This is a genomic window from Marinobacter lipolyticus SM19, assembly GCF_000397065.2.
Classification (GTDB): domain Bacteria; phylum Pseudomonadota; class Gammaproteobacteria; order Pseudomonadales; family Oleiphilaceae; genus Marinobacter; species Marinobacter lipolyticus.
In genome coordinates this window covers 130,045-147,104 of record NZ_KE007326.1, presented here as the reverse complement: position 1 = coordinate 147,104, position 17,060 = coordinate 130,045, and the positions used below count along the sequence as shown (strand labels likewise).

Sequence of the window (17,060 nt, the reverse complement as noted above, 5' to 3'; positions counted from 1 at the left end):
TGCGTTATCCGCCTTCGCGGAAGCGTCGGATAAAGGCCTCGGACTCGTCGATCGATTGTTCCATATTGCGAATCAACTCATCCACGTCCTGGCGGATACTCACCAGTTCGTTCTCCAGGGAACCGATCGCCTGGGCGTTCAGGTTGTGCTTGAGATACAGCACCTGATCCTGAAAGGCTTGCAATACGGGCTCCATGCGATCTTCAGCCTCGTGCATACGGCGGATCAGTTGACTGTACTGAGCCCGGGTCTCATCAAGTTGCTGTTCGCTGTTGCGTCGTAGAGAGGCGCTTTCGTACAGATCCAGTTCATCTTCCCATTCATCGAACAGATCTTCTGCAACTTCTTCAACCTTGTCGATGCGATTGCGGACGTCTTCCGCGCTCGATTTGCTGTCGTCATAGGCATCGCTGATCTCGGCGTACCGCTCCTTGAGCTCAGTATCCGGTGTATCCACAACGCTCTGGAAGCGCTCCAGAGAGGAACGGAAGGTTTCCTGGGCATCATTCTGGCTGTCCCGAGCGTTTTCTACCCGGTCCACCAGGATATCGCGCTTCTCGTACCCGAATTTTTCCATGGTGTTGTAGTACAGCGAGGAACACCCGCCCAGAAACAGGACACTGAGCAGCAACAGCCACAACTGACGGGCACCTTGTGGCTTTAATGAACTGACAGTGACAGGATTGGACATAAAGCAGTCTCCGGTTGGGGTGTGGGTATGAGTCCGGAAAGTGAAGCATGGCGGCAGCTTGCTGACAAGCGCTGGTTCCGGCGTTGGCCCGGGAAGCATTTCAACCCTGCCTCATAACCCTCAGGCCGGATTTTCCATTGCCGCGAACGCTTCTGCGATGGTTATCGGCGCCGTAGGGCGGGCGTACATTGCTTTCAGGTAGTGTCGCAGCCTTGGTGCATTGTCGAGCATCTTCTCTTCGTTCGCCCAGTCCAGCGTATACGCGGCGTTGAAGTCAGCCACGCTGAGTCGGTCGCCAACGAGGAACTCCCGTTCTGCCATGTGCCGTTCAAGCACCGCCACCATCTCCATGCACTCCTGCGTCGCTAGATCGACATCCTGCGGCAGTCGCTTCTCTTCCGGGTAAACGAGCGTGTGACGCGCGATGCGCCACAGAGGCTGCTCAATCTCGGTCACCAGAAAGAAGATCCAGCGGTACATCTGGGCCCTGTCTTCCATCGCCTCCGGGATAAAGCCCGCCTGGGGATATTTCTCGGCCAGATAAAGCTGGATTGCGGCCGATTCAGTTACCACCAGGCTGCCGTCGACCAATACCGGCACTTTGGCGGCGGGGTTGAGGGAAAGAAAATCTTGTCGGAGTTGCTCACCTTGCAGGAGATCCACCGGGTGCAGTTCGTACTCCAGGCCGAGTTCGTTGAGCAGCCAGATAACGCGCAGGGCGCGAGTTGGGGGTGTTCCGTATAATTTCAGCATTTCCAGCTCCACAGGTGCGCGGGCACCGTTCGTTCGATGGGTTCTTAATCCAGTCGAACGGGAGCATGGGAAATCGACAGCGCTGATCATCGCATGGGTTGAATTGTTATTCCGGTCAGACCAAAATATACCAATTATTGGTACCGATGAGGTGGCACGATGCAAAAAAATACCAGCATCACTTTAGGCCAACACTTTGATGCGTTCATTACAGAGCAGCTCGAAAGTGGCCGATACAGCTCGACCAGCGAGGTTGTTCGTGCAGGGTTGCGGTTGCTTGAGGAGTCCGAAACCCGCTTGACGACGCTCCGAAAACTGCTCAAGGAAGGTGAGGACAGTGGTTTTGAAGAGTACTCCTATGACTCGTTCATTCAGGAACTGGACAACGAAGGACGCTGATGCCAAATTTCAAGCTTTCCAGGAAGGCCAAAGCTGATCTCAAATCGATTGCACTTTACACGGAACGTGAGTGGGGCCGAGATCAACGAAACCATTACATTCTTCAGTTCGATCAATGCTTCCACCTCCTGGGGGAAAATCCGAACCTGGGGCAAACCTGCGATGAAATCAGCCTTGGCTACCGACAATACCCTCAGGGAAGCCACATCATTTTTTATCGACTAGCCGCAAAAGGTATTGTTGAAATTATCCGAATCCTGCACAAGCGTATGTTGCCTGAGGGGCATCTGTTGTAGGGGGTTAAATACCGTATTCACGCTCGACCTTCGCTATCCGAACCCGAAAGTTGGAATACCATTGCTGGCGACCAATCCGCTGGGCCTCTTGATGCTCAGCATTCTTCTTCCAATTGCGGATGGCCTCAAGGCTTTCCCAGTAGGAGACCGTAATGCCCAGATTCTCCCTGGCGGATTCCATGCCCAGATAGCCTGGTTGCTCGGCGGCTAATGCTGCCATACGTTCGGCGATTTCAGCGTAACCGTTGTCACCGTCTGTGCGATGGCTGCTGAAAATGACGGCGTAGTATGGGGGCTTGGGGGTGTTGCTGATTTCTGACATAGATCACTCCGAGCATTTAATGAAGGTCCCTCCTGCGCATCATGCCGCTTTCTTCGCTTTTCCGCTATTGCCCGACTGGTCGCGGATCCTGTGCAAGTGTTTCCAGGCAAGCTAACCTGCCCCGACCTGTAACGCCGGGGCAGCGTCAAACATCACCCCTGCCTATGCGCCCGATACTCCCCCTGTCGCTCCAGCATCCAGCCCGGATACTCAGCCGGCAGGCGGCTGACATCGTCCAGGGCCGCCAGTTCGTCGGCTGAGAACCGGATTTGTGCTGCCAGGATATTGTCCCGTAATTGGTCTACCCGCTTGGCCCCGACAATAACACTGGTCACCGCGTTCTGGTGCAACAGCCAGGCAAGCGCAACCTGAGCTACGCTGACGGGCTGGCCGTCGACCTGCTTGCCGGCGGCGATCTCCCGCATCACGGCAATGACCGCGCTGCCACGCTCCCGGTTGGCCGGTGGGAAATCAAACCTGGCGCGCCGGTTTTCCTCGGAGATGTCCGGCCCTTCGTACTTGCCGGAGAGGTAGCCGCCCGCCAATGGGCTCCACACCATCAGGCCGATGTTTTCGGACTCCAGCATGGGGATCACTTCCCGTTCGAGATCCCGGCCCACGAGGGTGTAGTAGGCCTGCAATGACAGAATCGGGCAAAGGCGGCGGGCCTGGGTAATGCCAACGGCTTTCATCACCTGCCAGGCGGCCCAGTTCGACAGGCCGACGTAACGGACATGGCCTTGCTGCACCAGGGTATTCAGCGCCTCCAGGGTTTCTTCCATCGGCGTGGCCGGGTCGAAGCCGTGGATCTGGTACAGGTCGATGTAGTCGGTTTGCAGGCGCTGCAGGCTGGCCTTGCACTCGCTCATGATGTGGCCACGGGAAGCGCCGCGAGCATTGGGGCCGTCGCCCATCGGGCCGAGCACCTTGGTGGCCAGTACGACATCTTCGCGGCGGACGTCCAGATTCTTCAGGGACTGGCCCACGATGCGCTCACTGGCGCCACCCCCATAAACGTTGGCGGTATCGATAAAGTTGATGCCCGCGTCCAGGGCGGTTTTCACCAGCTGATCGACCTGTTCCTGCTGCAACTGGCCGATCAGCCCCCACATATCGTCACCGCCGCCAAAGGTCATGGTGCCCAGGCACAATTCCGATACAAACAGACCCGAGTTGCCCAGCGTTCTCAGACGCAGGGGCGCGTCATGGGTGGATTGGGGTAGGTTGGGAGTTGTCATAGCCGATCACCTCTTCGTTATGGAAGAACCTGCCGGAGCAGGACCGTGGGTTCATACTAGGTGACGCATGGCCAATCGGGCTGGCGGAAACTCTCAGACGATTGCACAATCCTCTCAACCTGATATCAGCCCGGGGATGCTCCTACTGAAGTGCGGCGCCGGACAGTCTATGATTCCACCAGAACAGGAGACCATCATGACCGCCCAGCCCAACGTCATTCCCATGCAACCGGAGAACCCATCCCTGACCCGGCTCCGTGATCTTGTCGAGCAGCAATGGCTGACCCATGGCCCGGAGAACGCGATCGACGGTTTGCGCCTGACCCGCGCCCTGGAACCCAGCGGCACCATTCGGGCCCTTTATCAGACCTCGTTCTGCATCGTATTGCAGGGGGCCAAGGTGACGGCGGTCGGGGAGTCGGCCTTTCATTATCGCCAGGGCGAGTGCCTGCTGGCGTCCGTCAATGTGCCGGTGAACTCCCGGATCGTGCAGGCCGCCCCCGATAAGCCGTATCTGGCGTTGAGCCTGTCAATTGATCCGGCAATGATTTCCGAGCTGCTGGTGACCCATCCGGAGATGGCGTACCGGGGCCCAAAACAGCCAGCGTTGGTCACGGCCGGGATGCCGGATGAGCTGTACGATCCTGTCATCCGCTTGCTCCGGTTGCTTGATCAACCGGATGACCGTGAAGTACTGGAGCCGCTTGTCCGCCGGGAAATCTGTTGGCGTATATTGCGGTCGCCGCTGGGGCCGGCCCTGCAGCAGATCGGCCTGAAGGACAGCGACACCGCCCGCATTGGCCGGGTAACGGCCTGGATGCAGGCGAACTATCAGCAGCCCTTCCGGGTGGCCGAGCTGGCGGCGATGGCGAGTATGAGCCCGGCGACCTTCCACCGGCATTTCAAGAGCATCACCCGGTTAACGCCGGTGCAATTCCAGAAGCTGGTGCGTCTGCAGGAAGCCCGGCGGCTGCTGTTAAGCGATCAGGAAGTGGCGAGTGTTGGCTACCAGGTCGGCTATGAAAGCCCGTCCCAGTTCAGCCGCGATTACCGAAAACTGTTTGGGGCGCCACCGGGGCGGGATAAAGCTGTGATGCGGTCCAGTGTGGCGATTGAGTGCGGGGTGTGAGGGGAGGCTGTCGGGCTTGGCGATTTCTGATATGTATTCCTCGGGGCGTGGAAAGCCCCTGGCAGGGATGACTATGGTTGAGGACTAAAAAATTGCTTCCGGTTACAGAGTGATTCGGTAGTATCGCCCATGCTCTCCATCCTTGTAACCAACCTGTTTCACCTGCCAACCCAATTTTTCGGCTACTTTCTGGCTGGCAACGTTATTCTCGGCGATGAAAACCTGGACCGCTTCTAAATCCACCTCTGTGGCCAGCTCTGCAACGGCTAACTGACAGGCCTTGGTCGCGATACCTTTTCCCCAGAACTCCGATTTGATGAAGTAACCAAAATCGAGCACTCCATTGATTTCTTTGATGCCGCAAAACCCAATGAACTCATTGGTATCTGCGTTCGCGATAACAAACCGGGACGGATTGTCGAGCGCACTTCTGAACCAGGAGTCCGCCTCATCTTCCGTAAGGGGGCGACGAGGCCCCAGAAACCTCATAACCTCGGAATCTCCCAGCATCGACACAACAGCGGCTCTATCTTTTTGTTGAAGTGCCCTTAATCTCAACGAATTCATAAAGCATGGCCTAACCTACCGAAATCATCCCTTGCCGCCCAGCAAACCAATCAACGCGATCCTCAATGTTACGGAATGCACGCGAATCGGCAACAGGCATAATTAGTCATTTGTATCTCTGACTCGGGACTCACTATTTGGCCAGTTGTCGAACTGTGGCAGCAGATCTGTAATTTGATGCCAGCTTGCCTTTGAACCCGTAAAAATATGGGCCTCGGGCTCACCTTCGATGTCACCTTCCAGTCCACCAAGTGGGATGCCGACGACTTCCGGACGATCTTTATAGGTACTGATTAAAGGTGAACCACACGTCTTGCAAAAATACTTGGTGACGTTCTCGGACGAGGCATACGGTGTGAGATTGTGCTCTCCCGACAGCCACCGAAACTGGTCACTACGGATTGAGGCACGAGTGCGGAAAGCAGCACCGTGCCAACGCCGGCACTTGGAGCAATGACAATTGAAAATAGGACCGAGCCGCCCTTCAATTTCATAGCTCACCGTTTCGCACAAACACTTCCCTGTTAGATTGCTCAAAGGTCCATCTCCCTGCATCACAGCAATTTGATATTGGTCACACTGAACATAGAAACGTGACCGCTGAATTATTACGCTTTTGTGTTCAAGCCAATCAACAAAATAGCGGAAAAATCAAAGGCCTGCCATGCCGAACGGTAATACTTTGTCATATCACCACGTAACCACGAAGCGCGTTTGGTTGAGGGCAAAGAAAAAACCCCGACAAACAGCCGGGGTCTGAAAGTGAGGAACAGAGCAGGGGGGGGTGGCTTACTGCTTCAACCCCATCTCCTCAATAGAAATCTCCCGCATTTTGAACTTCTGGATCTTTCCGGTGACGGTCATCGGGAATTCATCCACGAACTTGTAGTTCCTGGGGATCTTGAAGTGGGCGATCTTGCCCTTGCAGAATTCTCGCAGTTCGTCGCCGGTTACCGGGTCCGCGTCCGGCTTCAGTTTCACCCAGGCGATCAGTTCTTCACCGTATTTGTCATCGGGGATGCCGGTAACCTGCACTTCTTCGATAGCTGGGTGGGTGTAGAGGAACTCTTCGATTTCTTTCGGGTAGATGTTCTCCCCGCCGCGGATGACCATATCCTTGATACGGCCAACGATCTGGATGTAGCCGTCTTCGTCCATGGTGGCCAGGTCGCCGGTGTGCATCCAGCCGGCGCCGTCTATGGCTTCGCGGGTTTTATCTTCGTTGTTCCAGTATTTCAGCATCACGCTGTAGCCACGGGTGCACAGCTCGCCGATCTCACCACGCGGGACCACGTTGCCGGTGCCGGGGTCGACGATTTTGGTTTCCAGGTGGGGCTGGGTGCGGCCCACGGTGGTGACCTGCTTCTCGAACGGGTCGAGGGAGCTGGTCTGGGTGGATACCGGGCTGGTTTCGGTCATGCCGTAGGCGATCTGAACCTCTTTCATGTTCATCTTGCCGTTGACCTTTTTCATCACCTCCGCTGGGCAGATGGAGCCGGCCATGATGCCGGTACGCAGGGTGGACAGGTCGTAGCTTTCAAACTCCGGCTCGGCCAGTTCGGCGATGAACATGGTGGGCACGCCGTACAGGGCGGTGGCTTTTTCCTGGTGCACGGCCTGCAGCACGGCTTTGGGCTCGAAGCCTTCGCCCGGGTAGATCATGGTGGAGCCGTGGGTAATGCAGCCCAGGTTGCCCATCACCATGCCGAAGCAGTGGTACAGGGGCACGGGAATGACCAGGCGGTCTTTCTCGGTGAAGCGCTGGCTCTCTGCCACAAAGTATCCGTTGTTGAGGATGTTGTGGTGGGTGAGGGTGGCGCCTTTGGGGTTGCCGGTGGTACCGGAGGTGAACTGGATGTTGATCGGGTCATCGAACTGCAGCTGGCCCTGTACCTTGTCCAGCTCTTCCTGGCTGACGTCGCTGGCAAAACCCACGAACTGGTCCCAGGTCCACATGCCGTCGTGCTTTTCCTTGTCCAGGTTAATCACGGCGCGCAACTCGGGCACCTGCTGAGCCTTGAGTTGGCCCGGGGTACTGGCCTTCAGTTCCGGGGCCAGCTCGTAGACCATCTTGCGGTAGTCGGAGGCCTTAAAGCTGTCCGCCGTGACCAGCACGGAAATACCAGCCAGGTTCATCGCGTAGTCCAGTTCGTGCACACCGTAGGCAGGGTTGATGTTCACCAGGATGGCGCCAACTTTGGCGGTAGCAAACTGGGTCACCGTCCACTCGTAGCGGTTGGGTGACCAGATGCCAACGCGGTCGCCCGGTTTGACGCCGATGGCCATAAAGGCGCGGGCGGCTTCGTTTACTTTTCCGACAAACTCTTTGTAGGTCCAGCGAATGTCCTGGTGCAGGCACACCAGGGCTTCGGTATCAGGGTATCTCTCGGCGGTTCGGTCGAGCATTTCGCCGATGGTCATGCCTAGCAGTGGTGTCTCTGAGGTGCCACTGGTATAGCTTGGAAGAGTCGTGCTCATTGTCTCTGCCTCCATTGTTTTTGTAGTCAAGGGCGAGCAGTGTCTAACCTGCTAGCGAGTCTGGCTGTGATACTCCGGGTTTGGTTGCATATCGCTTGCGATGGCCACGCGATTGGACATGTTGTAGAAACCGATCAGGTTGCTCAGGTCCCAGATGGCGCGGTCGCTGAGACCAGCGTCCCGCAAGGCCTGAATGTGTTCTTCGGTGACGGTGGCCGGTGAGCGGGTAAGGTGGGATGCAAAATCCAGCATCGCCCGCTGACGCGTGTCGAGTCTGGCGCTGCGGTAGTTCATCACCATGTGTTCACCCAACTCGGAATCGCCGCTCAGTACCCGCACGGCGGCGCCGTGGGCCACCAGGCAGTAGTAGCACTTGTTCTCGGACGAGACCACCACCGCCACCATTTCCCGTTCCAGCTTGCTCAGCTCGCCTTCGCCCAGCATCAGTTCGTTGTACAAGCGGGTGAAGCCCTCGAGCTGTTTCAGGTTCTGGCTGTAAGCGGTCAGTACATTGGGGATCATGCCCAGTTTTTCCTGGCAGATCTGGAAGTACTTCTGGGTATCTTCCGGCATGTCCTTGATCTCGGGGATCGGGAGATCCAGCGCCACGACGTTCTTGTTCTGATTCATGCGCAATTCCCTCCAAGGGCCTGACCGACTTTGGAACCGTTATGGCGTTTGAGCTGGCGGCTGATCCAGTCGCCGGTGGCGACCAGTTTGTCCAGGTCCACGCCGGTTGCGATGCCCAGGCCGTTCAGAAGGTATAGCACGTCCTCGGTGGCAACATTGCCGGAAGCGCCCTTGGCGTAGGGGCAGCCGCCAAGGCCGGCGACGGACGCATCAATCACCGCTACGCCTTCTTCCAGTACCGCGTAGAGGTTACCCAGCGCCTGACCATAGGTGTCGTGGAAATGGGCGGCAAGCTTCTCGACCGGTACCTGCGCGGCCACCGCTTCGAGCATGCGTTTGGCTTTCAGCGGCGTCCCTACGCCGATGGTGTCGCCCAGGGAGATTTCGTAGCAGCCCATATCCGCCAGAGCTTTGGCGACTTTGGCGACCTGTTCGGGGGCGATGTCGCCTTCGTAGGGGCAGCCGAGCACGGTGGAGACATAGCCCCGTACCGGAATGCCGGCTTTATTGGCGGCTTCCATCACCGGCGCAAAGCGGTCGAGGCTTTCGGCGATGGAGCAGTTGATGTTCTTCTGGCTGAAGGACTCGGATGCGGCGCCGAATACGGCCACTTCGTCCACCCCCGCCGCCAGGGCATTCTCGAAGCCCTTGAGGTTGGGGGTGAGTACGGAGTAGCGAACGCCCGGTTTACGGTTGATGCCGGCCATGACTTCGGCGGCATCGCCCATTTGCGGCACCCATTTCGGGGACACGAAACTGGCGGATTCGATATGGTTCAGGCCGCAGTCGGCCAGCCGGTCGATCAGCCCGGTCTTGATACGGGTTTTGATCACAGGGCCGGGTTCGTTCTGCAGGCCGTCCCGGGGGCTCATTTCCACCAGTCTTACCTGTTTCGGAAAGGCCATGTTACGCCACCTCCTCGTCACTGGCTTCGATGGCGATCAGATCCGCGCCTTCGGAGACCTGATCCCCTTCAGCGAAGAAAATGTCGGTCACCACACCGTCGGCCGGGGCCTTGATGGCATGTTCCATTTTCATGGCTTCCATAATCACCAGGGTCTGGCCGGCGGTGACAGTGTCACCCACCTTGGCCTGGATGGCGACGACGGCGCCGTTCATCGGCGCTGACAGGCTGCCTTCGCCGGCCATTTCCTCGAGGCCGTAGGTTTCCCGGTACACGGTGCACTGGAAGGTGTCGCCTTCGTAGAACAACACCAGTTTGTCGTTGTGCAGGTTGCCGTGAATGCTGATGCGATGGCCGTTGATCACCGCCTGCAGGTAGTCGTCGTCCAGCCGGGAGGTGAGGTTGTATACACTGCCGCCGACATGGACCTGGTAACGGTCGTCCCGTTCCAGCACCTTGAGTTCGTGGATATCTTCACCCACCTGCAGTTTCAGTGGCTGGGCGTATTCGGAGTTCATGCGCCAGCTGTTCTGGCGGCCGAACGGTGACCAGGGATCGGTGCTGACCACTTCCCGGGACTTACGCTGTTCCAGTACGAAGCCGGCAGCCAGTACCAGGGCCTTGTGGGTGTCCAGTTTGGATTTCGGGAACAGCAGTTCGCGGTGGTCGTCGATAAACCCGGTGGTCAGGTCGGCCTCGCGGAACGGCTGGGCATCGGCCAGCGCGTGCAGGAAGCGGATGTTGGTCTTCACGCCGGCAATGCGGTAATGCTCCAGGGCCTGCACCATGCGGTTGATGGCCTGGTCCCGCGTCTCGTCCCATACGATCAGCTTTGCAATCATTGGATCGTAGTGGATGCTGATTTCGTCGCCTTCGGTGACGCCGGTGTCCACACGCACGTGAACGCTTTCGTCCGGGGTGCTCAAGTAGCGCAGGTTACCGGTGGCGGGCAGGAAGTCCTGGTCCGGGTCTTCGGCGTAAATCCGCGCTTCCAGGGCGTGGCCACGGGTTTTCACCTGGGACTGTTCCAGTGGCAGGGGCTCGCCCCATGCGACTTTCAGCTGCCATTCCACCAGGTCCTGACCGGTGACCATTTCAGTGACCGGATGCTCCACCTGCAGGCGGGTGTTCATTTCCATAAAGAAGAAGGAGCCGTCCACATCGTAGAGGAACTCCACGGTGCCGGCGCCCACGTAATTGATGGCCTGGGCGGCTTTCACCGCTGCTTCGCCCATGGCCTTGCGGGTCTCTTCGGACAGACCCGGGGCCGGCGCCTCTTCCAGCACTTTCTGGTGGCGGCGTTGTACGGAACAGTCCCGCTCGGCCAGGTAAACGCCGTGGCCATCCTGATCACAGAACACCTGGATTTCCACGTGGCGCGGCTGGGTCAGGTAGCGCTCGATCAGCATGTCGGGGTTGCCGAAAGCGTTTTTGGATTCCCGCTTGGCAGCCGCCAGGGCATCGTCAAAATCTTCCAGGCGCTCGACGACGCGCATGCCTTTACCACCGCCACCGGCGACGGCTTTGAGCAGCAGCGGGAAGCCGCATTTTTCGGCTTCGGCGCGCAGAGTTTCCGGTGACTGATCATCACCGTGGTATCCGGGCACCAGCGGTACGCCGGCTTTTTCCATGATGGCCTTGGCGGCGGATTTGGAACCCATCGCTGCGATAGCCGAGGAGGGCGGGCCGATGAAAACAATGTCGTTGGCTTCGCAGGCTTCGGCAAACTGGGTGTTTTCCGACAGGAAGCCATAACCCGGGTGAATGGCCTGGGCGCCGCTTTCCTTCGCAATCTCGATGATCTTGTCGGACCGCAGGTAGCTTTCGGAGCTGGGGGCTGGGCCGATGTTGAAGGCTTCGTCGGCCATGGCCACGTGCCGTGCGTCGGCATCGGCGTCGGAATACACGGCGACAACACGAATGCCCATGCGGTGGGCGGTTTGTATGATCCGGCAGGCGATTTCGCCCCGGTTGGCGATCAGGATTTTGCTGAACATTATTCTTCCTCCGGAACCCAGTTGGCCTTGCGCTTGTTCAGGAAGGCGCTGAGCCCTTCCTGACCCTCTGCACCCACCCGGATATCCGCGATGCGTTGTGCGGTGTCTTCAATCACGTCGTTGCCGATCTGCTTGTGGCTGACGGCGAATACCAGGTCTTTGGCGGCTTTCATGGCTTCGGGGCCGTTCATCGTCAGTTGCTGAAGCATCTGGTCGCAGCGGGCTTCCATGGCGTCGACATCGTCGCAGACGATGTGAACAAGGCCGTAGTCCTGAGCCTGCTTTGCGGTAAACACTTCGGCGGAGATGAAATACCGCCGGGCCTGGCGCTCGCCAATGGCACGCACTACGTAGGGGCTGATTACTGCCGGAATCAGGCCGAGCTTCACTTCGCTGAGGCAGAAGCTGGACCTCTCGGTGGCAATGACAATGTCGCAGCAGGCCGCGAGGCCCACCGCGCCGCCGAAGGCAGCGCCCTGTACCAGACCGATGACCGGCTTGGACAGGTGGTTGAGTACGTTCATCAGCCGCGCCAGTTCCCGGGAATCGTCCAGGTTTTCCTGGCGGGTGTTCTCGGCCATGCGGCGCATCCAGCCAAGGTCGGCCCCGGCCGAGAAGTGCTTGCCTTCGGAGCGCAGGATGACCACTTTGGTGGCGGCGTCTTCGTCGACTTTTGTCAGCGCTTGTATCAGCTGCTGGATAATCACATCGTCAAAGGCGTTGCGTTTGTCGGGGCGGTTAAGAACCACCTCGGCAATACCATCGGTACGTTGTCTGAGCAGAACTGCGGATTCGTTGTCTGTCATGTCAGTCTCCCCGATTACATGCGGAACACGCCAAAGCGTGTTGGCTTGGCCGGGCGGTTCAGGGTGGCGGACAGGCTCAGGGCCACGACTTCCCGGGTCTGGGCCGGGTCGATGACACCGTCGTCCCACAGGCGCGCGCTGGCGTAGTAGGGATGGCCCTGTTCCTCGTACTTGTCGATGACTGGCTGCTTGAATTCGGCTTCTTCTTCGGCGCTCCACTCCTGGCCTTTGCGTTCCATGCCCTCGCGGCGGACCTGGGCCAGCACGCCGGCGGCCTGTTCACCGCCCATTACGGAGATGCGGGCATTGGGCCACATCCACAGGAAGTCGGGGCTGTAGGCGCGACCGCACATGCCGTAGTTGCCGGCACCGAAGCTGCCGCCGATCAGTACGGTGATCTTGGGTACGTTGGCGCAAGCCACGGCCATGACCATTTTGGCGCCGTGCTTGGCGATGCCTTCGGCTTCGTATTTCTGGCCCACCATGAACCCGGTGATGTTCTGCAGAAACAGCAGCGGGATGTTGCGCTGGCAGCACAGTTCTATGAAGTGGGCGCCTTTCTGGGCGGCTTCGCTGAACAGGATGCCGTTGTTGGCGATGATGCCCACCGGGTAGCCATGAATATGGGCGAAGCCGGTGACTAGGGTCTGGCCGTAGTAGCGTTTGAATTCGTCGAATTCGGAACCGTCGACGATGCGGGCGATGACGTCGCGCACGTCGAACTGTTTGCGCAGGTCGGTGCCGACGATGCCGTAGATTTCTTCGGCGTCGTACAGCGGTGCCTTGGGCTTGCGGATCTCCACGTCTGCCGGTTTGCGGCGGTTGAGGTTGGATACGCTGCGCCGGGCGATTTCCAGGGCGTGGGCGTCGTTTTCGGCGTAATGGTCGGCGACACCGGAAATCTTACAGTGGACGTCGGCACCACCCAGATCTTCGGCGCTGACCACTTCACCGGTGGCGGCTTTAACCAGTGGCGGGCCGGCCAGGAAGATGGTGCCCTGGTTGCGGACGATGATGGATTCGTCGGCCATGGCAGGCACATAGGCTCCGCCGGCGGTACACAAGCCCATGACTACGGCAATCTGTGGGATGTCGTCGGCGGACATTCTGGCTTGGTTGTAGAAGATGCGGCCGAAGTGGTCGCGATCCGGGAAGACTTCGTCCTGTCGTGGCAGGTTGGCGCCGCCGGAGTCTACGAGGTAGATGCAGGGCAGGCGGTTCTGCAGGGCGATTTCCTGGGCGCGCAGGTGTTTTTTCACTGACAGCGGGTAGTAGCTGCCGCCTTTGACGGTGGCGTCGTTGGCGATGATCATGCATTCGGTGCCGGAGACGCGGCCTACGCCGGCAATGACGCCCGCTGCGGGGACGTCTTCACCGTAGACGTTGTAGGCGGCGAACTGGCCGATTTCCAGAAAGGGGGAGCCGTCATCAAGCAGTTGGTTGATGCGTTCCCGGGGCAGCAGTTTGCCACGTGCCAGGTGTCGTTCTTGGTAGGTGGGGCCACCGCCTTGCTGGATGGTGGACACTTTGTCCCGCAGGTCGGCCACGGCGGTTGCCATGGAGTCCATATTGGCCTGGAATTCATCGGACCTTGGATTGATTTTGCTCTGGAGTATAGTCATAGGGCTTCTTGTCCGTGCATCGGAGTCCGTGCGTCGGGCATGCGGGCAGAGCGATTCGGGAACCGCTACGAGCACATCCATGTGCGCTTCTCTCAGGCCATCCTTGGCCTTCGAAATTCCCGAATCGCTCTGCCCGCAGCCCCTCGTCAAACTTGGGTGCTGTCTTCCGGTCGGTGAAACTTACTTGTTCAGGAACAGTTCCCGGCCGATCAGCATACGGCGGATTTCAGACGTGCCGGCGCCGATTTCGTACAGCTTGGCGTCACGCAGAAGGCGGCCTGTCGGGTATTCGTTGATGTAGCCGTTGCCGCCGAGCAACTGGATCGCGTCCAGGGCCAGTTTGGTGGCCATTTCGGCGGAGTAGAGGATGGCACCGGCGGCGTCTTTGCGGGTGGTTTCGCCGCGGTCGGCGGACATGGCGACCATGTAGACGTAGGACTTGGCGGTGTTCATCCAGGTGTACATATCCGCCACTTTGCCCTGGACCAGTTCGAATTCGCCAATGGCCTGGCCGAACTGTTTGCGTTCGCGGATGTAGGGAACGGTGACGTCCAGTGCTGCCTGCATGATGCCCAGCGGGCCGCCGGAGAGGACGAGGCGTTCGTAGTCTAGGCCGCTCATGAGGACTTTGGCGCCGTTGCCAATACCGCCCAGGATGTTCTCCTTGGGCACTTTGCAGTCTTCGAACACCAGCTCACAAGTGTTGGAGCCGCGCATACCGAGTTTGTCGAGTTTCTGATGGCGGCTGAAGCCCGGGTAATCGCGTTCTACGATGAAGGCGGTGACGCCCCTGGAGCCGGCCTGGGTGTCGGTTTTGGCGTAGATGACGTAGGTGTGGGCGTCCGGGCCGTTGGTGATCCACATTTTGTTGCCGTTGAGGACGTAGTGGTCGCCGGCGTCTTTGGCGCTCAGTTTCATGGAGATAACGTCGGAACCGGCGTTGGGCTCGGACATGGCCAAGGCGCCAACGTGTTCACCGCTGACCAGTTTTGGCAGGTACTTCTGTTTCTGTTCTTCGGTGCCGTTGCGATGAATCTGGTTTACACAGAGGTTGGAGTGGGCACCGTAGGAAAGGCCGACGGAAGCAGACGCACGGCTGATTTCTTCCATGGCGATGACGTGGGCGAGGTAGCCCATATCGGAGCCGCCGTATTCCTCTTTCACGGTGATACCCAACAGGCCCATGTCGCCCATTTTGCGCCACAGGTCCATGGGGAATTCGTTGTTGCGGTCGATTTCCTCGGCGCGGGGCGCGATTTCGGAGGCGGCGAAGCCGTTGATCTGCTCGCGGAGCATGTCGAGGGTTTCGCCGAGGCCGAAGTTGAACTCTGTGTACTGTGATTTCATTGTTGGCTACCTTGTTGTTCTGGCAATTTATTTCTGTTCAGCGGGTTCTGGCGCCTCTTTCTCGGCACCTTTCTGTTGCCGCTTGCGCTTCTGTAGATCTGCAAGAGCTTCCCGGCATCGTGCTTCGGCGGTGTCCATTTCCATCTCCGCCTGGGCAATGTCGTTCTTTTGCTGTTCCAGCTGGGCGCGTTTGTTGTCCAGGATGGTCAGCATTTTCAGTAACTGCTTTTCGTTGCCGGTGAGTGTTTCATCCCACAGGTCGAACAGTTCTTTGGTCTCCGCCAGGGAAAAGCCCATGCGCTTACCCCGGAGAATGAGTTTCAGCCGGACTCGGTCTTTCGAGCTGAAAATCCTCGTCTGACCTCGTCTGGCGGGCTTCAGCAAGCCCTGATCCTCATAGAAGCGGACGCTTCGTGTTGTAACGTCGAACTCCTTGGCGAGTTCGCTGATGCTGTAAGTTGTTTTCTCGGCCATAGCGATTTCCTTTTTAGACTAAGGTTAGATAAAGTTTACGTAAACGTAAAGTAAATTTTGGGCGTAAAAGGGACGATTTTCAGAATTGAATTTTTTAACAAATTTTGTGGCGGAATATGTCATGGCATGGGAGCCGGGCCTGGAACACACTTTACAACAACCAGATTTGAGTGTCTGACAACAAGGAGAACGCTATGGAATTCCAGAACGTACCGGCCATTGTGACCGGTGGTGCATCCGGTTTGGGCGAAGGGGCTGCGCGTGCGTTGGCCGCGGCGGGCTGTAAGGTCGCTATTTTTGATGTGCAGAAAGAGCAGGGCGAGGCCGTGGCCCGGGATATCGGTGGGTTGTTTGTTCACTGCGATGTGACCTCATCGGATGGCGCCGAGGCGGCGATGGCTGCGGCCCGTGATGCTCATGGGCTTTGTGGTGTGGCGGTGAACTGCGCCGGTATCGGGCCAGCGGCGAAGATTCTCGGCCGTGACGGGGTGATGCCGCTGGAGAGTTTCAGCAAGGTTATTCAGGTCAATCTGATCGGCACCTTTAACATACTTCGCCTGGCGGCAGTGGATATGGCTCAGCGCGACCCCAACGCCGATGGTGAGCGCGGCGTGATTATTTCCACCGCGTCTGTCGCCGCTTATGAGGGGCAGATCGGTCAGGCTGCCTACAGCGCGTCAAAGGGTGGTGTGGTAGCGCTGACCCTGCAGGCGGCCCGGGAACTCGCCCGTGAAGGTATTCGCGTGAATACCATTGCACCGGGACTGTTCATGACGCCGATGCTGGCTGGCATGCCCCAGGAAGTACAGGACAGTCTGGCAGCCACCTTGCCGTTCCCCAAACGCCTTGGTAAGCCGGAGGAGTTTGGCATGATGGTGGACCAGATGGTTCGCAACCCGATCCTCAATGGTGAAGTCATTCGCCTGGACTGCGCCCTGCGTATGGCGCCCAGGTAACGCTTTTGTCGTGACGCAGCTTCTATAGAGGCTGGTTGAATTTGTATGGGCTCAATCTGCTCTGGATTGGGTCCATATATACGACATAACGTATAAATAATCCTTCCTTAAATTCAGGCGGCGCGCCTGTTTAACCTGACATTGTTAAAAAAGCTCATGGCGACGATCAAGTCTTTACATGGGTTCCATTTAATATGTATCGGTTAATTCGTTTTTATAATATCTATTCCTGTCTGATTTCCTGTTAAGAAATAAGCGGCTCTTGTTTCTCCTTTCGTGTATGTAATAGAAGTTATCTTATTTAATATGCTGACGGTTAAAATGGCATATAAAACAATAGCATAAAGTTTATGTGCAATATTTTTTTGCACACCTCTCAAAAAGACATGTCTTGGTTTTTGATATTTGTGATTATCTTTTTGTAAGCGGCATTTAACGTTTTGTTGCGATA

General features: G+C 57.8%; 18 protein-coding genes. 4 read left to right on the top strand and 14 right to left on the bottom strand.

All coding sequences use genetic code 11. The features are described 5' to 3' along the window. Positions 1–4: 4 nt before the first annotated feature. Both MARLIPOL_RS12720 and MARLIPOL_RS12715 read right to left on the bottom strand, forming a co-directional pair. Positions 5–691: a DUF2959 domain-containing protein gene (locus MARLIPOL_RS12720; protein WP_012138571.1), complete on the bottom strand. Its 687-nt coding sequence runs from the start codon at positions 689–691 to the stop codon at positions 5–7. Between the two features lie 120 nt (positions 692–811). Then, positions 812–1,444 carry a glutathione S-transferase family protein gene (locus MARLIPOL_RS12715; protein ID WP_082446181.1) on the bottom strand — a complete coding sequence of 211 codons (633 nt, stop codon included), beginning with the start codon at positions 1,442–1,444 and terminating at the stop codon, positions 812–814. Positions 1,445–1,603: 159 nt separating this feature from the next. On the opposite strand from MARLIPOL_RS12715, the gene MARLIPOL_RS12710 reads away from it, so the two are divergent. Then, the gene (locus tag MARLIPOL_RS12710) at positions 1,604–1,843 is read left to right on the top strand and encodes a type II toxin-antitoxin system ParD family antitoxin (RefSeq protein ID WP_012138568.1); all 240 of its coding nucleotides are present in this window, start codon (positions 1,604–1,606) and stop codon (positions 1,841–1,843) included. Continuing rightward, entirely contained in the window at positions 1,843–2,139 is a 297-nt protein-coding gene (locus MARLIPOL_RS12705; protein WP_012138567.1) for a type II toxin-antitoxin system RelE/ParE family toxin, read from the top strand. The genes MARLIPOL_RS12710 and MARLIPOL_RS12705 overlap by 1 nt, the downstream gene beginning before the upstream one ends. Positions 2,140–2,143: 4 nt before the next feature. On the opposite strand, the gene MARLIPOL_RS12700 is transcribed toward MARLIPOL_RS12705, so the two are convergent. Next, entirely contained in the window at positions 2,144–2,461 is a 318-nt protein-coding gene (locus MARLIPOL_RS12700) for an antibiotic biosynthesis monooxygenase family protein (RefSeq protein ID WP_012138566.1), read from the bottom strand. Positions 2,462–2,613: 152 nt separating this feature from the next. Continuing rightward, entirely contained in the window at positions 2,614–3,699 is a 1,086-nt protein-coding gene (locus MARLIPOL_RS12695) for an aldo/keto reductase (protein ID WP_012138565.1), read from the bottom strand. Positions 3,700–3,895: 196 nt separating this feature from the next. Between MARLIPOL_RS12695 and MARLIPOL_RS12690 the strand changes: the two genes are divergently transcribed. Beyond that, positions 3,896–4,828 (top strand): AraC family transcriptional regulator, encoded by a 933-nt coding sequence (locus MARLIPOL_RS12690; protein ID WP_012138563.1) that lies wholly within the window; start codon positions 3,896–3,898, stop codon positions 4,826–4,828. A 102-nt stretch (positions 4,829–4,930) separates the two neighbouring features. Here the strand turns inward: MARLIPOL_RS12690 and MARLIPOL_RS12685 are convergent, their stop codons facing one another. The 10 genes from MARLIPOL_RS12685 to MARLIPOL_RS12645 all read right to left on the bottom strand — a co-directional run bounded on the left by MARLIPOL_RS12685 (position 4,931) and on the right by MARLIPOL_RS12645 (position 15,653). Then, positions 4,931–5,395 (bottom strand): GNAT family N-acetyltransferase, encoded by a 465-nt coding sequence (locus MARLIPOL_RS12685; protein WP_036191639.1) that lies wholly within the window; start codon positions 5,393–5,395, stop codon positions 4,931–4,933. 102 nt (positions 5,396–5,497) lie between these two features. Next, a complete protein-coding gene (locus tag MARLIPOL_RS18990; RefSeq protein WP_082446179.1) occupies positions 5,498–5,950 on the bottom strand; it encodes a GFA family protein in 453 nt (150 codons plus the stop codon). A 234-nt stretch (positions 5,951–6,184) separates the two neighbouring features. Continuing rightward, positions 6,185–7,873 (bottom strand): AMP-binding protein, encoded by a 1,689-nt coding sequence (locus MARLIPOL_RS12680; RefSeq protein WP_012138560.1) that lies wholly within the window; start codon positions 7,871–7,873, stop codon positions 6,185–6,187. 51 nt (positions 7,874–7,924) lie between these two features. Further along, positions 7,925–8,503, bottom strand: coding sequence for a peroxidase-related enzyme (locus MARLIPOL_RS12675; protein ID WP_012138559.1), 579 nt, complete (start codon positions 8,501–8,503; stop codon positions 7,925–7,927). Continuing rightward, positions 8,500–9,408: a hydroxymethylglutaryl-CoA lyase gene (locus tag MARLIPOL_RS12670; protein WP_012138558.1), complete on the bottom strand. Its 909-nt coding sequence runs from the start codon at positions 9,406–9,408 to the stop codon at positions 8,500–8,502. The genes MARLIPOL_RS12675 and MARLIPOL_RS12670 overlap by 4 nt, the downstream gene beginning before the upstream one ends. Before the next feature lies 1 nt (position 9,409). Next, a complete protein-coding gene (locus MARLIPOL_RS12665; RefSeq protein ID WP_012138557.1) occupies positions 9,410–11,404 on the bottom strand; it encodes an acetyl/propionyl/methylcrotonyl-CoA carboxylase subunit alpha in 1,995 nt (664 codons plus the stop codon). Beyond that, entirely contained in the window at positions 11,404–12,210 is an 807-nt protein-coding gene (locus MARLIPOL_RS12660; protein ID WP_012138555.1) for an enoyl-CoA hydratase-related protein, read from the bottom strand. Before MARLIPOL_RS12660 ends, MARLIPOL_RS12665 begins: the two co-directional genes overlap by 1 nt. A 14-nt stretch (positions 12,211–12,224) precedes the next feature. Beyond that, positions 12,225–13,832, bottom strand: coding sequence for a carboxyl transferase domain-containing protein (locus tag MARLIPOL_RS12655; RefSeq protein WP_012138554.1), 1,608 nt, complete (start codon positions 13,830–13,832; stop codon positions 12,225–12,227). A 180-nt stretch (positions 13,833–14,012) separates the two neighbouring features. Continuing rightward, positions 14,013–15,179 (bottom strand): isovaleryl-CoA dehydrogenase, encoded by a 1,167-nt coding sequence (locus MARLIPOL_RS12650; RefSeq protein WP_012138553.1) that lies wholly within the window; start codon positions 15,177–15,179, stop codon positions 14,013–14,015. A gap of 27 nt (positions 15,180–15,206) precedes the next feature. Continuing rightward, positions 15,207–15,653, bottom strand: coding sequence for a MerR family transcriptional regulator (locus MARLIPOL_RS12645; RefSeq protein WP_012138552.1), 447 nt, complete (start codon positions 15,651–15,653; stop codon positions 15,207–15,209). A 194-nt stretch (positions 15,654–15,847) separates the two neighbouring features. On the opposite strand from MARLIPOL_RS12645, the gene MARLIPOL_RS12640 reads away from it, so the two are divergent. Next, a complete protein-coding gene (locus MARLIPOL_RS12640; RefSeq protein WP_012138551.1) occupies positions 15,848–16,609 on the top strand; it encodes an SDR family NAD(P)-dependent oxidoreductase in 762 nt (253 codons plus the stop codon). The last annotated feature ends 451 nt before the right edge of the window (positions 16,610–17,060 follow it).

What these genes read in the sequence shown, in the direction of transcription:
- MARLIPOL_RS12715 (WP_082446181.1), bottom strand. Translation starts at nt 1,444, where the DNA reads ATGCTGAAATTATACGGAACACCCCCAACTCGCGCCCTGCGCGTTATC.
- MARLIPOL_RS12690 (WP_012138563.1), top strand. Translation starts at nt 3,896, where the DNA reads ATGACCGCCCAGCCCAACGTCATTCCCATGCAACCGGAGAACCCATCC.
- MARLIPOL_RS12665 (WP_012138557.1), bottom strand. Translation starts at nt 11,404, where the DNA reads ATGTTCAGCAAAATCCTGATCGCCAACCGGGGCGAAATCGCCTGCCGG.
- MARLIPOL_RS12685 (WP_036191639.1), bottom strand. Translation starts at nt 5,395, where the DNA reads ATGAATTCGTTGAGATTAAGGGCACTTCAACAAAAAGATAGAGCCGCT.
- MARLIPOL_RS12705 (WP_012138567.1), top strand. Translation starts at nt 1,843, where the DNA reads ATGCCAAATTTCAAGCTTTCCAGGAAGGCCAAAGCTGATCTCAAATCG.
- MARLIPOL_RS12675 (WP_012138559.1), bottom strand. Translation starts at nt 8,503, where the DNA reads ATGAATCAGAACAAGAACGTCGTGGCGCTGGATCTCCCGATCCCCGAG.
- MARLIPOL_RS12650 (WP_012138553.1), bottom strand. Translation starts at nt 15,179, where the DNA reads ATGAAATCACAGTACACAGAGTTCAACTTCGGCCTCGGCGAAACCCTC.
- MARLIPOL_RS12695 (WP_012138565.1), bottom strand. Translation starts at nt 3,699, where the DNA reads ATGACAACTCCCAACCTACCCCAATCCACCCATGACGCGCCCCTGCGT.
- MARLIPOL_RS12720 (WP_012138571.1), bottom strand. Translation starts at nt 691, where the DNA reads ATGTCCAATCCTGTCACTGTCAGTTCATTAAAGCCACAAGGTGCCCGT.
- MARLIPOL_RS12680 (WP_012138560.1), bottom strand. Translation starts at nt 7,873, where the DNA reads ATGAGCACGACTCTTCCAAGCTATACCAGTGGCACCTCAGAGACACCA.
- MARLIPOL_RS12645 (WP_012138552.1), bottom strand. Translation starts at nt 15,653, where the DNA reads ATGGCCGAGAAAACAACTTACAGCATCAGCGAACTCGCCAAGGAGTTC.
- MARLIPOL_RS12710 (WP_012138568.1), top strand. Translation starts at nt 1,604, where the DNA reads ATGCAAAAAAATACCAGCATCACTTTAGGCCAACACTTTGATGCGTTC.
- MARLIPOL_RS12660 (WP_012138555.1), bottom strand. Translation starts at nt 12,210, where the DNA reads ATGACAGACAACGAATCCGCAGTTCTGCTCAGACAACGTACCGATGGT.
- MARLIPOL_RS12670 (WP_012138558.1), bottom strand. Translation starts at nt 9,408, where the DNA reads ATGGCCTTTCCGAAACAGGTAAGACTGGTGGAAATGAGCCCCCGGGAC.
- MARLIPOL_RS18990 (WP_082446179.1), bottom strand. Translation starts at nt 5,950, where the DNA reads ATGCAGGGAGATGGACCTTTGAGCAATCTAACAGGGAAGTGTTTGTGC.
- MARLIPOL_RS12640 (WP_012138551.1), top strand. Translation starts at nt 15,848, where the DNA reads ATGGAATTCCAGAACGTACCGGCCATTGTGACCGGTGGTGCATCCGGT.
- MARLIPOL_RS12700 (WP_012138566.1), bottom strand. Translation starts at nt 2,461, where the DNA reads ATGTCAGAAATCAGCAACACCCCCAAGCCCCCATACTACGCCGTCATT.
- MARLIPOL_RS12655 (WP_012138554.1), bottom strand. Translation starts at nt 13,832, where the DNA reads ATGACTATACTCCAGAGCAAAATCAATCCAAGGTCCGATGAATTCCAG.